This window comes from Egbenema bharatensis FJBBOT/2019, assembly GCF_048077055.1.
GTDB lineage: Bacteria > Cyanobacteriota > Cyanobacteriia > Elainellales > Elainellaceae > Egbenema > Egbenema bharatensis.
This window is the reverse complement of the sequence record NZ_CP182236.1, coordinates 6,049,814-6,063,886: the sequence shown is the minus strand read 5'-3', so window position 1 is coordinate 6,063,886 and position 14,073 is coordinate 6,049,814. Positions and strand designations below refer to the sequence as shown.

The 14,073-nt window shown below is 48.1% G+C and carries 12 protein-coding genes; all 12 read right to left on the bottom strand.

Features of this window, described 5'->3' with window-relative positions; all coding sequences use genetic code 11:
• Positions 1–11 precede the first annotated feature (11 nt).
• The gene (locus tag ACM1PF_RS28260; RefSeq protein WP_416669487.1) at positions 12–1,514 is read right to left on the bottom strand and encodes an arylsulfatase; all 1,503 of its coding nucleotides are present in this window, start codon (positions 1,512–1,514) and stop codon (positions 12–14) included.
• A 577-nt stretch (positions 1,515–2,091) separates the two neighbouring features.
• On the bottom strand, positions 2,092–2,220 hold the full coding sequence (locus tag ACM1PF_RS28255; protein WP_416669485.1) for a hypothetical protein: 129 nt from the start codon (positions 2,218–2,220) through the stop codon (positions 2,092–2,094).
• A 21-nt stretch (positions 2,221–2,241) separates the two neighbouring features.
• On the bottom strand, positions 2,242–3,153 hold the full coding sequence (locus ACM1PF_RS28250) for a hypothetical protein (RefSeq protein WP_416669483.1): 912 nt from the start codon (positions 3,151–3,153) through the stop codon (positions 2,242–2,244).
• A complete protein-coding gene (locus ACM1PF_RS28245; protein WP_416669482.1) occupies positions 3,150–3,806 on the bottom strand; it encodes a hypothetical protein in 657 nt (218 codons plus the stop codon). Before ACM1PF_RS28245 ends, ACM1PF_RS28250 begins: the two co-directional genes overlap by 4 nt.
• 32 nt (positions 3,807–3,838) lie before the next feature.
• Positions 3,839–4,087 (bottom strand): hypothetical protein, encoded by a 249-nt coding sequence (locus tag ACM1PF_RS28240; RefSeq protein ID WP_416669480.1) that lies wholly within the window; start codon positions 4,085–4,087, stop codon positions 3,839–3,841.
• Positions 4,088–4,279: 192 nt separating this feature from the next.
• Entirely contained in the window at positions 4,280–5,281 is a 1,002-nt protein-coding gene (locus ACM1PF_RS28235; protein ID WP_416669478.1) for a hypothetical protein, read from the bottom strand.
• A 15-nt stretch (positions 5,282–5,296) separates the two neighbouring features.
• Positions 5,297–7,162, bottom strand: a complete 1,866-nt coding sequence (locus ACM1PF_RS28230) for an iron uptake porin (RefSeq protein WP_416669476.1) — start codon at positions 7,160–7,162, stop codon at positions 5,297–5,299.
• Positions 7,163–7,371: 209 nt separating this feature from the next.
• Positions 7,372–7,785: a response regulator gene (locus ACM1PF_RS28225; protein WP_416669474.1), complete on the bottom strand. Its 414-nt coding sequence runs from the start codon at positions 7,783–7,785 to the stop codon at positions 7,372–7,374.
• Between the two features lie 145 nt (positions 7,786–7,930).
• Positions 7,931–8,308: a response regulator gene (locus tag ACM1PF_RS28220; protein WP_416669473.1), complete on the bottom strand. Its 378-nt coding sequence runs from the start codon at positions 8,306–8,308 to the stop codon at positions 7,931–7,933.
• Complete coding sequence (locus ACM1PF_RS28215; RefSeq protein ID WP_416669471.1) at positions 8,290–11,223, bottom strand: PAS domain S-box protein; 2,934 nt, start codon at positions 11,221–11,223, stop codon at positions 8,290–8,292. The genes ACM1PF_RS28220 and ACM1PF_RS28215 overlap by 19 nt, the downstream gene beginning before the upstream one ends.
• Before the next feature lie 70 nt (positions 11,224–11,293).
• Entirely contained in the window at positions 11,294–13,510 is a 2,217-nt protein-coding gene (locus ACM1PF_RS28210; RefSeq protein ID WP_416669470.1) for a response regulator, read from the bottom strand.
• A 336-nt stretch (positions 13,511–13,846) separates the two neighbouring features.
• Entirely contained in the window at positions 13,847–13,981 is a 135-nt protein-coding gene (locus ACM1PF_RS28205) for a photosystem I reaction center subunit IX (RefSeq protein WP_416676831.1), read from the bottom strand.
• Positions 13,982–14,073 lie beyond the last annotated feature (92 nt).

The window sequence follows — 14,073 nt, the reverse complement described above, 5'->3', positions numbered from 1 at the left end:
CTAGGAGAGAATTAGTGGCTGGATATGGTGTCCTCCAGCTTCTCCATCACCTGCTCCAGGCTGAAGCTAGCGGCTTTTTGACGGGGAGGATAGTCTTTAAAGCTGGCTAAGAACTCACCCACATAGGATTGAGCCGGAACCAACAGAAAAATGTGGTCAAGAATCCAATCCCAATAGGTGTTGGAGGTGATGTCGGCTCGCTCGTAGGGGTCTGTCAGCAGGTTAAAGATCTTGGGTACGCGCAGTGGCGTAAAGGGTTCTGCCCAGATTTGGCAGGTTCCAGTAGCGCGCTGCTCCATGAAGACGAACTTCCAGTTGTCGTAGCGCAATCCTGTGACGTCGCCATCATCCGAGAAGTAAAAGAATTCCTTGCGAGGACTCTTGTCGGTTTTTCCCGTCCAGTAGTCCAGCATGTTGTAGCCATCTAAATGGATCTTGAAATTCTTATTCCCGACCTGATGACCATTCAGCAACTTGTTCTTGATATCGGGTTCACCTGCGGCTGCAAGTAGAGTCGGCAACCAATCTAAGTGGCTGACAATGCCGTTGCAAACCTGTCCGGGGGCGATCTTACCGGTCCAGCGCACCATTGCCGGAACGCGATAGGCTCCTTCCCAGTTGGAGTTCTTTTCATTGCGGAAGGGGGTCATGCCTGCATCGGGCCAGCTATTCATGTGGGGGCCATTGTCGGTACCATACATGACGATCGTGTCTTCAGCAATACCCAGTTCATCGACCAGATTTAGCATCTCACCAATACATTCATCGTGGTAGATCATGACATCGTGGTATTCCGATTGCCATCGACCAGCTCTCCCAACATCCTGCGGTCTGGCATGGGTACGGAAGTGCATGTGGGTGGTGTTGAACCAGACAAAGAACGGTTCGTTGGCATTCTTAGCATCGCGAATAAACCGCTTCGCTTCGGTCATGAATTCTTCGTCACAGGTTTCCATCCGCTTCTTGGTTAATGGGCCTGTGTTCTCAATTTTCTGCCCCCCTTTACCATCCGCCCAGCAGTGCAGCACGCCTCTAGGACCAAACCTTTGACGGAAGTTAGGAAATTCGTCGGGGTCTGGATAATCGCGCAGTTCTGGTTCTTCTTCGGCGTTCAGGTGATAGAGATTGCCAAAGAATTCATCGAATCCATGCATCGTGGGCAGGTGTTCATCGCGATCGCCAAAGTGGTTTTTGCCAAACTGTCCCGTGCGGTAGCCCAGCGGTTTCAGCAGTTCAGGCGTAGTCGGATCTTCTGCCCGAAATCCCAGTTCTGCTCCGGGTAGACCGACTTTACTTAAGCCTGTCCGGAATACACTTTGTCCGGTGATAAACGCTGCCCGACCTGCGGTACAGCTTTGCTCTGCATAGTAGTGATTAAACCGAATCCCTTCATTGGCAATGCGATCGATGTTGGGAGTTTTGTAACCCATCAGCCCACCCGTGTAGCAACTGAGGTTACTTTGACCAATATCATCCCCCCACAAAATCAGGATGTTGGGTTTACCATTTGGCATAATTTGAATCTCCTAAAATTCCATTTAGATGGCAAATTGCACTTGTGGTTAGACACAATGAACTCAATTGGCTCGTTGTTAGGAGATTTTTAGAAAACAAAATACCTGTAAGAGTAGGTTTTGGAGATAATTTTCAGACAGAAGCATCAAATTTTGGCTAAACCTGCCCCTACCTCTGGATACTCTTTTTCCTGTAAATCTCCTAATCCACTCAATCTCTTTCAGAATGGGATTGTCTTACCGTTCCAGTACCCGCTAGCGTTGCATGGTGAATGATGATACTGGTGATACTGGATAAAACAATAGAATTGAAAAATAAGAGAGTTATAAAAACAAATAAGAAACCGATAAAGGTAATTCTAAATTAAATTTAATAATTATTTCTAAAAGGCAAACACAGTTTTCCAATCGTTCTTGATGCTGATTATGTGCCAGTTATTTACCGTTGCTGCATTGAGAACCTGTTTGGACAGTTGATGTCAGGTATTGAAACGGGCTTGATCCCCCTTTTTTAAGGGGGGCTAGGGGGGATCAAATGCTTTTCAAACAAGTTCTGAGAGACGCATTATCTGCTTCGCTATAAGCAAATCTCCGATCGCGCATTTCCTATGGCAATTACGGGACGCTTACCAATACCGCCACTGGCGCAAATCCAGGTTTGAAAGCGCGATCGAGTGAGTTTCATGTCTTGATTGAGAAACAACAAGAACGAAGTAATAAACTCATTTCAAACAAATAGTGTTCCCCAGGGAAGACGCGACAGTTGAAGAAAGGCAAATAACGCAATGTAAGCCACTCTGATGGTCGTGTGCTTAGGATGACACTGGGTAAAACCCATAATGATTAAAATATAGGCGAATCCTAAAACTGGAAGAAGGAAATAGGTTGTTGCAATGAATACAATCAAGAACCAATCTCGGAAACGGGAGAACACTTGTAAGGGATTAACTAGAAATGCGATCGCTACACTTCCCTCAATGAAGAGTGTCCAGTAAGAAGCCGCTAGCGTGAATGCCTGCAATCGAGGACTAGTGCTTAATGTCACACGGCCGATCGCCTGCGGAAACTGCTTCAGCAACGATTCTAATAACCGATTCTGTGGCAATGTATTGGGCGATAATCCACCAATAGCAGTGGCGACCGCTTCTACGCGATCGTCTGACAAAAAAGTGTAGTGAAGAAATGCCCCATCCCAGTATTCTCCTGCCCACATCTTCCAGAAAGTAGCAAACAGAAACGTCAGCCCAATTAACACTCGTCCATTCCATGCCAGCACTCCATCCGTATCTTTGGCGGAGACTGCCAGCGCACAGACCAGACACCAGTAGGAAATCAAAATTTTGTGGTTATCAATCCATAGCCAATCCGCCGCATTCACCCACCAGACGATGCCGCAAATCAGCACCCACATGAGCTGACTGGTTAACAGCGTGGGAGAGAGTAGCATTAAGCCACACAGAACGCGCAAGGGAATATCGAGAAAGACGGTACTGGAGCCGTATAGTAGCAAAAATAGTGCTGTGAAGCGCAGGACTAACAGGTGCCGGGGTTGTGCCAGCAGGTCGTTGAGGAAGGATAGGCGAAGGGGTGGAGTTGTTTGCTCAGAGGGAGAGGGGGAAGAGGGGGAAGATACGGTCATTGCCAAACTCCTGCTTCTACCACGGAACTCAACGGTTCAGACCATAGACGATGGTGCGCTTGATCGAAGCGAATCCGCCACCACTGAATCCGGACTGCTTTCAATGTTTTAACGGACTCTGGCACTTCCGGGTCGTAAATCGTTTTCAGGCGATACAACGGTTGGGCAAGCGGATGTTCAGTCCGATCGGGAAGAGGATTCTCAACGTTGTTTGGCAGCCAATTTGGAACGATCGGAAAGTCAGGATTTTCACTCTGGAGCTTCTGATAAATGGCTTGCCGCTCAATGGTTGTAGGGACAATGGATTGAGATACAAGCTGAGGAGCCATCTGCTCCAGATCGCTCTGGCGGGGCAGGGTGCGAGTGCGCCAAATGGTGCGATCGTCCAGCGCACTATACACATCAAGCTGAATCAGGTTGCCCTCCTGGTCTAGTCCTTCTGCCTGGATAACTCGCATATCGGGTGAATCGATCGCCCCAAACATCCCAAATCCGCCCCCCTTCCAGGGAGAGAGATTAGCTGTCTGAGTCAGATACAGTTGCAGCAACGCCACAATCACTAAAATGGTCGCAGGTAATCCTCGCTCTATAAAATACTGCATTCGATCGGACTGATATCCCTTTTTTCGATTAGCGAAACGAAAGCGAGCCATGCTCAGGTTCCTTCAGTTACAGTTCATCATTCCTAATTTTCTTCTGCCCAGCGTCTTGCATCATCGCGTCGTTCTTCCACCCTACCGCTTTCGACATTCTCTCGCCGCCGATCGGCAACATCTTCAGCTTCAACATTTTCCAGCTCGGCATCAAAGATGGTTCTGGCGACAAGCGGAGAGGTTTGATCCGGATCAACCTTCACCGATCGCGTAGCACCCACTCGTGGCGCAATCACAAAAATAGCGATCGTCACAATTCCAAGTAATAAAATGCGTGTCATAGAATTCTCCTTAAATCGATGAAAAAATTGGTGATTGCTAATCGGTAATTGCTAATCGGTGATTGGTGATTGGTGATTGCTAATTGGTGATTGGTGATTGCTAATTGGTGATTGCTAATTGGTAATTGGCGACGAACTATTTATTCCCCATTCCCCATTCCCCATTCCCCATTCCCCATTCCCCATTCCCCATTACCGAACTGCAAACGAATCCAAAAAACGACTGATATTGACAACATTGTCTGACAGAGCACCCACCCCATACATCCGTTGTCCAACTAAATAAAACCGCACGGCGATAATCTGCCCTTCCGGTGTAGTGCCCACAAACGATCGCCCTGGATTCCCATTCAGTGAGATTTCTCTGCCGCTTTCCACCACATTTTGCGGTTGCCACCGTTCGAGCAAATTCGTTCCAACCCGATTCAGCAACTCCTCTTCCCCTGCCTGTAAATCTTCCGACGAGACATCCGTATAACCCACCGAATACGAATCATCGGGAGCAGTAAAATTGCGTCCTGCAATTACCTGCCATGCCCATTCCGTTCCACCTAATTCGATCGATTCGGTTTCATCCGTCGGCAGCAGAGGAAAATTGACACTAAAACCGCCGGACTCAGACACATAAGGTTGCCACGGTTGTACCGCAAACGAGTCGATAAATTGACCCATTTCCGTCAAATTTTCCGAACTACTCATCACCGCATAGAGGCGTTGATCCGCCAATACAAGCCGAATGACCGAGAGTTGGTTGTTTTGTGTGCCAATGATTTCCCGTGCTGGATAGCCATCGACCTCAGTGGACTTGCCGCGACCATTAAGGGCTGACCAGTTGAATTCATCGGTGAGGGTGTTCTCGATGCTGTCAATGACGGCGGTTGCCCCTAATTCGATCGTCGCGGCAGTGAGATCGGTATAGGCAACGCCATAAAATCCAGCTTCATTTTGGAGCCGGAAGATTGTCCAGTCGTAGGATTGCCCCGCAATGGGAACGGTGCGCATCCGGGCTTCCGGTTGACCGGGAAACTGAATGGCAAATTGTCCATCGCTAGATTCATAGGAGGCTCTGGTGGACTGGCTGACCCAAACCGATCGATCGGTGGCAGGCTCACTCACAGGCTCGATCGCTTTGAGCGGAAGCATCATGCCGATCAAGTAATAGAAACTGGTGATCAGAATCAGTGTAAATTTCATAGAAGAACACTACTCCTAAAACGTAAATGTAGTGCGGAGTGTGGCGATAAAATCACTGCCGTTGTCTCGATCTTGATTGGGAGCAGTGAGCCAGATAATGCCAGGAGTTAGGAAAATACGATCGCCAATCCGATGTCGATAAAAAGCTTCAATATGTAGCGGTACATCCACATCAAAGTCTTGCGGATTGCCACCCATTTCAGTTAGATAGGGTTCTGCCCCCACCACCAATCCCAACAAATTGCCCTCTTGACCGAGATCAGGAAAAGCAAAGGTCAGCGCATAGGTAAGAATATTGCCATCGCCTTCGCCAATCAAGCGGGGATAAAACGTACTGAACCAACCGCTAATCGAAAATCTGGAACTGGGTTGCCAATTGACATTTACCCCATAACCATTGGTAATCACGGGGGAGGCTTCTAATCCCAATTGGGTTGCCCCCAACACATCCTGACCCGCCAGCGAGTTAGCCACGGCTGTTCCAGTGACACCCAAACCATTGTAATTAAAGCCAAACCGTCCTGATGGGGCATACTCATTGGTGTACACGGCAGCGATCGAGAAATCATCCGTAACATTCCAGGTCAGTTGTCCCAGCGCGGCATACCCCCCGTTAAAGAGTCCTCTTCCCTCAGTGCCATCTCCTACGAATAATCCATCTGCCAGGTAGCCCCCCGTTAATTTGAGGCTGTCAAAAATTTGGTAGTTGAGCACCACCCCCGTGCCACCCCCTGACAGGGTATAGATCGGGTTATATTCCCCAAACACACTAATAGCCCCCGTGCCCCCATCCATATCATCCAGATAAGGATTGAGGGTAGGAGCGTATATCTGGAAGGGAGCTAGAGAGGTCAGAACCGCTACATTGAGCCGATCGCCCACGGGGAAACTGTATCCGGCGGTAAACAGCTTCAGTTCATTATTAGTGTTAGCACCAAACTCGGAAGACAGCGTTCCTTCGGAGGTGGATTGTCCTACGGTAACGGGAATACCGTTGAACGTGCCGTCTACCTCAACGCCTGGAAGATCAAAACTAGCCGATCGCACGGTCAGGTTTTCTTGATCCGCTTCGCCCAGAGGCGCGTTGCCTGCAAACATAGAGAGCAGCAGAAAATCACGCCCAGTAAAGCTAGTAATGGTAGACAGATTGAGGCGATAGCGACCGACAATCTGGTTGTTATCAGCCGATTCACCCAACACGCCCGATGCCGCAAAGATGGCATTTCCGTGCAGAATGGTGGTGGTAGAGAATTGGCTCTCCTCTAATTCAGCGGCTCGTGCTTCCAGGCTATCTACCCGACCCCGTAGGGTTGCCAATTCAGCCGCAAATTCCTCTTGCAGGCGTTGTAAAGTAGCCAAATCTTCCTGGGTGGCTAAATCAGCCGTAGTGGCAGCGATCAATTCACTGATGCGATCGAGGCAAGCATTCAATCCGGCAGCAAATTCGTAGCGAGTCAGGGCACTTTGTCCCTGAAAGGTGCCATCAGGATATCCGGCAATACAGCCATATCGCTCCACCAGTCCCTGCAACGCCTGATAGGCCCAATCACTCGGCTGCACATCGGAGAGCTGGGAGACAGAGGTTACTTGCCCGATGACATCATCATGATTGGCAACATCAGGAACAGTAGATGCTTCCTCAGGAAGTGTTGTGGTTGTCGCCTCTGGAGTACTTAATTCGGCAACAGATAGGGAGGAAGAAACGAATTCTTCAGGTTCTAGATCAGTTAGTGTATTTGATCTATCGATCGGATCATCAAACGTTATATTAAAGTTTTGATGTTGGAACTCAGACAGTTCAAATAGTTCAGAAATATGTTCTTCTGTTGCATGGACTGGAGCTTCCATCAATACGCTAAAGACGATCGGCAGTAGCAGCAACCATTTACTCCACTTGTTACTCCATACAATACAATGAAATTCAAATTTGTTTAACACTTTCCTCACCCATCTTCATACTTATCGTATTGCTTCCTAAGCAGGATAACGGGAAGGATAGAGTGATCAGATATGAAACTTATACAAGCTTATAAGAGATTGTAAGAGATTGTAAGACAACCTGAAAACGCTAGAAGAGCACTGTTTTAACTCTACTTGATCGTCCAGTGGAGCAGTTGGGCAAGTTGTTGGGGCAACGTGAGAGGATTGAAGGGTTTGGCAATCGCTCCCATTGCTCCCATCGCACGAATCTGGTGGGAATTAAACCATCTGGCACTGGCGGTGATTAATATAATTGGAATCGATCGCCCCAAAGGGTGGGCACGTAGAGTTTGAATTAACTGTAAGCCGTCTGTTTCTTCGGGAATCGAAAGATCTAAAAGGATGGCATCTAAATGTTCCGTTGCTAATTTCTGTAATCCCTCTTGTGTGGACATCGCTGGTATGACATTCCAACCGCCAAAATCATGTAAACAGAGGCGTAGAACCTCCCGCACTTCCGCATCGGGATCAATCAACAAAATGGTTGGAGTAGCCTTTTTCGATCGCTCTGGAACTGCCATCATGTATGCAAGCAGGACATGAATCTTCCTACTTAATTTCTAAAGCAAAAACCTAAGAAATTGATACAAGGATCTATGAAATCTATCCTTAGGAATACAAAGATCTATCAAAGATCTATCAAAGATCTATCAAAGTTCTATCAAAGTTCTATGAACTCCATTGCAAAATTTCAGCCACCTGCTGCCAGACGGTTATTGGATCAAAGGGCTTGGCGATGACTCCAGCAATGTTCATTTGGGCAAACCGCTGTCGATCACTCGGTGTTACCTTAGCCGTGAGCAGTACTACAGGAATGTTTGCAGTTGCTGGCTCGGATTGGAGCTGCTCAACAAATTGAAACCCATCCATTTCCGGCATGGACACATCCAGCACGATCGCGTCCAACGATTCTATTTTGGTTTTTACTAACCCTTCTGCACTGGAACGTGCTGTCACCGTTTGCCATCCCGCAAAGTCTTCAAATATTCTTTGCAGTAAAAAAAGAATTTCAAACTCATCATCCACAATCAATATTCGCTTAGCCATTGTGTTGGATTTGTTAAAGGTAACGTGAAGTAAAAGATGCTTCCCTGTCCGAGGACACTTTCAACCCAGATCTGCCCCTCATGTTTCTCAACAATGCTTTTACAAATCGCCAGCCCCAAGCCGGTGCCGCCTTTTTCTCGTGAATCGGACACGTTAACCTGTTGAAACCGATCGAAAATAGCTGTTAGTTTATCCGCTGGAATGCCTTGCCCCTGATCTTGAACGGAGAAGAGAATGGTGGGTAGTGGGTAGTGGGGTGGTGGAGTGGATGGGGAAGGCAAATCTACCTGTCTCTCTTGCGCCCCTATCTCCCTCATCTCCCTCATCTCCCTCATCTCTCGATCTCCTACTGCCGCACTGAGCCACACTGTACTTCCTTTTGGAGAAAACTTAATGGCATTACTCAGCAGATTCGTCAGGGTTTGCACGATCGCGTCAGGAGCGGCTTGTACTTGAATAGCGAGAGGATACATGACAATCTGAATATTGGACTGGTCAGCTAGCATCTGGACAGATTCGATCGCCTGTTGCATCAAGGAGGTGACATCACAGGTTTCTTTGACCAGCTTGACTTTGCCGGATTCCAGCCGTTCCAAATCAAGAATATCGTTAATCAGCCGCACGAGGCGTTCACTGTTGTTGAGGGCAATTTGCAGCAGATCTTTAGCGGTGTCGAGTTTGTCATTGTAAAAGCCAGAATTGAGTAATCCTAATGATCCACGGATGGCAGTGAGAGGAGTACGCAGTTCATGACTGACCACAGAAATAAACTCATTCTTCATCCGATCAATTGCATAGCGATTGCTCATATCTTGAATTTGAGTAATAAAGTAGAGTGGTTGCTGATTCACATCTTTCACTAGAGAAACATGCAGCAGACATTGAATGGGATATCCCTGTTGATGCTGATATCGTTTTTCTAGCTGATAACTACGAGTGTCATTAGCAAGTACATTTTGCATCGCTTCCAAACTCATATCCAAATCATCCGGGTATGTAACGTCCTGGAAAGTATGAGACAGTAACTCTGCTTCTGGGTATCCTACAATCTCGCAGAGCGCGCGGTTCACTTTCAAAAATTGACCGTTAAGGCCAACCAATGCCATACCAACGGGGGCATCATCAAAGGCACTGCGAAATCGCTCTTCACTATCGCGCCATGCTTGCGTTTGTTCTACAACCTGTCGTTCTAATTCATGCTGGTAATTTTTTCGGAGTTGTTCAGTCTCTAAGCGTTCTGTAATGTCCTGAAACATATTGATGGCATAGATCACCGTTCCAGTCTCGTCAAAAATAGGAATCGTCTGCACGGCTAACGGAATCCGGTGATGATTGCTGGCAATTTCTATGTCTTCAACAAAGACAGATTCGCCACGCAACGCTCGCATGGCGGGTAATTGGTCTACCGGATAAAGCTGATCCGTCCCAGCTACATACACCCGATACACTTCAGAAATTCGATCGAGCGTTATACCCGGTACAAATTCCTGTCCTAAAATCGTTTCACCGACCTGATTAATTAAAATTTGGCTGCCTGTTGCATCAAACACACTGATGCCGATCGGCACATGGTTGAGTAAGGTTAAAAACTTTTGCTCACTGGCTTGTAGCGATCGAAAAGACGTATTGAGCTGCTGTGCCATCTGCTGAAAAGAGGTGGTCAGTTGCGCCACTTCCCCAATCCCCCCAGACTGTACAGGAAAATTCAAATCTCCTTGGGTGACGGCCTGGGCAGCTTGCTGCAAGCGTCGTAGGGGAGCCGCAATCCATCGAGCAGTCACGATTCCGGTTGCGGTGGCTAGCAGGAGGGTTAAGCCGCACAAGAGCCAGGTTTGCCGCTGGTTGCGCTGAATCTCTGCCATGAAGTCCGATTCTGGAATGGCAGTCACGATCAGCCAGTCCAACCCATAGCCATTGTGGTAAGGAACCACCTGGATAAACTGTCGCTGTTGATTGAGGGGAAAGGAGAGTTGTTCTGCCTGAAGCTGATCCAAACTCTGCCGCTCCATCAGGGTTTGCATGGTGGCGCGAGTCACCGGATCTGTGCTGTCTACTGCCCGTAAGCGAATCAGTTGCTCTCCCTGCACATTTTGCACAAAGGGCTGTTCCTGAGTTGAAGTGGCAACCAGATCCCCCGATCGCTCAATAATAAATGCCTGTCCAGCGCGGGAGAAGTTGAGGGAATGGAGAAATAAATTAATATCGGAAAGCAATACCTCCGAAGTTAATACGCCTTTTAACTCGTTGTTCTGGTAGATCGGAGTCACCGCAGAAACCGATGCGATCGGTAGATTTAGGATGGGAAACACAGGCGACCAGGTTTGCTTCCCAGCGTTCATGGCTGCCTTGTACCAGCCTCGCTGACGTACATCAAAATTGGGTGTGATATTGACAGCCTTCAGCCGCTTTCCTTGCGAATCCACCGCATACATGTAACGAGTATTGGGGACAGTGCCGCGTGCTTCCCAACTGACGAGTGAACCTGGAGCCGTCACCACCCCCGATCGATCCCGCCCTGCCCCGATGGTTTCCCCCTGAACATTGCCAAAGGCAAGGGTGGTCAGAGATTGAAACACTTGAACTTGCTGGAAAAAATGCGTTTCCAACTCATCAAAGTTCTCCAGATTCAACTCCCCGGTTTCTAACGCCAACCGATTTGATTCGACCACCTGTTGCGGCGTTTGCAGGTATGCATCCAGGCGATCGTTAATCCGCACAGCCACCTGATTCATTAACTGATCCGCCAGTTGGCTCACTGCTCGCTGCCCATTCTGGAAAGACAAATACCCGACCAACCCTACGGCTACCAGCAGTTGCAAAATAAACGGAACCGTCAACAACATTCGCAACGGCACCCTGCCAAGGAATTGCTGCCAGTAGGGGAATCGTTGAGGAAATGGTGGCGGCTCCTTCATAAGCTAGATCGGAAGTTCTCCAGAATTGGGGGATTTAGGGGGCGGAGAAGACTGGTACATACACCATAGTTCATAGAGGATAGAGGCAATAGGTATTCCTGCCTCGCCATTTTGCCGCAGCGAGTGCCTGATCTGCCGTATTTAACAGTGCCTCGATCTCTCTTGTTGCAGCCGGGATGGTGCCTGTAATCCCCAAGCTCAAGGTGACTTGGGCACTAATGGGAGAGCGATCGTGCAGCAGGTTCAAATTTGCGACTTCCCGTTGAATGGCTTGCACCACTCGCACCCCTTCATCTAAATTTTGCTGAGGCAGCAGCATGGCGAATGTTCCGCCTGCATATCTCGCAACCAGACTGTTAGATGTCAAACGGTCAGACGTATGAATGCATTGCTGAAGCACCGCCGCAATTTGCTGTAAGCACCGATTACCAACGGTATAGCCATAGCGATCGTTGTATAAATTGAAGTAATCAATATCTCCCAAAATGACCACAAAGGGAGACTGCTCCCGCAGCGAGATTTGCCAAATTTGCCGTAGATAGCGATCAAAATACCAGCGATTAGCAAGGTAAGTAATGGGATCTGTTTGGGTCAGATCATTTGCTTCCAGGGTGTTTTTTTGCCAGTGCGGTCGTTGCGTGCGCGATCGTTCAATTCGATTCACCACACGGCTGACTAGTTCTGAACCAATCACAGGTTTACTAATAAAGTCATCGGCTCCCGCAGCAAACATCTGCTGAATCAAGGTCGGATCAGTCTGAGCCGTGATCACCACGATCGGCAAATCTCCATAGTTGGCATTCTGACGCACAGTTCGGCAAAACTCAAGGCTGTTCAAGTCAGGGCTGTTCAAGTCAGGGCTGTTCAAGTCAGGGCTGTTCAAGTCAAAAGTATTGAGAGTTGATATCTCTGTATCTAAAAGCAGTAAATCTGGCGTAATCGTGGTGAGCACCTGCCAAAATCGATCGGGTTGGGTCAGATGCACGACTTGAATGCCCCAGGGTTGTAACGTCTCTGTTAATGAATTGGAAATCACAGTATCGTCTCCAATCAAAACAACAGTCGCGTCCGCAGTATGGCTTCGGATATCGGAACTCGCCATTATGGATGGAGCGGGTACTGAAGTTATAGTCAGAGCGGGGATAAACTCATTCGGTGAAGCTACAGTTTTAGGATTTTCTGTCAGTGCTGCTTCAGGTATGGGGGAAGGAGGCTGACGTAATACTTGCTTGAGTGCTGCAAGTTGTTGTGAGAAGTCCTCCTGAATTGCAACAGCATCTAACCCTACCTCAGCCGTCAATAATTCTTCCAGGCGTTGAGCAAATGGCACACCCCTGGGGTAGCCAAATATCCCTGCCCCTCCGATCAATTTATGTGCCTCTTCTTTTGCCTGCTCTCGCTGCTGTGGCGTTAATGTTCCCTGTTGGAGTGCCTGCTCGGCTGCTTCCAGCACCTTGATCCGTTGCTCTAAAGATGCCTGAAACCACTCAATCGCTTGAGCAATCGCTGCCATGCCCCGCGCCTGATGAAATGTATTGATGGGTACGATCGGGTGTGACTCCTCTGCAAGGGTAGGTTCTGAGATGTCGGGAGCGATCGATCCTTTCTCTGGTGCTGCCCTGAGTCGATATCCCAATCCATAGACAGTTTCAATCAACTCCGCTTCCACCCCTGCCTTCTTTAACCGCTGCCGGAGGTCTTTGATCAGATTTGTCACCGCCCCCTCACTGGGGAAATCATCGCTCGTCCAAATTTGGTCAATAATGGCATTGCGGCTGAAAACACGCAGGGGGTGACGTAGAAACAGTTCCAGCAATTTATACTCTCTAGGTCGCAAATCCAGCGATTGCTGCCGATAGGTCACCTGTGCCGAAACCATATTGAGAGTTAATTCACCCCATGTCAAAACCATAGTGGAGGAATTGCCTCCCCCTCGTCGTAGCAGTGCCCGAATCCGGGCCAACAATTGAGACAGATCAAACGGCTTCGTAAGATAATCATCGGCTCCTGCATCTAAGCCTGTCACAATGTCTTCGTTTGCCCCTTTTGCTGTCAACAGTAGAATTGGAGTCTGATTCGATTGAGAACGCAATTGTCGGCAGACGCTAATTCCATCCAGCCGAGGGATCATCACGTCCAGCACCATCAAATCATATTCCCACTGTTGAGCTAGCTCTAATCCCGTTTGACCATCCGTTGCCACATCTACAGCATATTGATCGGCAGTGAGCGCTGCTGAGAGAAATTGAGCGGTGGGTGCATCATCCTCGACTAATAGAATTTTCATGAAGGTTACCCTTCACCAAGACATTGAGCAGTTTCACGGGCACTTGAACGGTAAGGCTAACCTACAATACTCAGCTCCCATGCAGTTGTGATGGGTTATTTCAGAGAATACACCCAAAAAATAACCGGAAAATAAGAACAAATAAGAAACTTATAGGGTGATTGGGATTGATCAATGGCTGGTGTCTTGCAGAATGCCATAGAACGGAGGTAAAACTGCCAGAAGAGCAAGATTCTATCTTAAAGTTTTACGAAAGCTGTCTAGACAATGGGGTACACTTCAGTATTCGGGAATGGGAGCCTGATTCAGCCGTATTCGTTGCCCTTGCCAAATTAGCTAAGGAACAGCATGAAAGTATGTTCCATATTGTAGACCCGGAAAGAAATGATTCAGTTCAATTAATAAAACAGAAAGGGCAACTAGGGAAAAGGTTGCCATAACAGGGGCACTGGTTAAAAACTTAATGGTTATTGCAAATCCACGTTCTGCTTAAAACCGCCCTTGTTCATAAAGTTCATATTTTGAAGCCTGCATTGTCTACCGCCTATCACGGAGCAGGGATC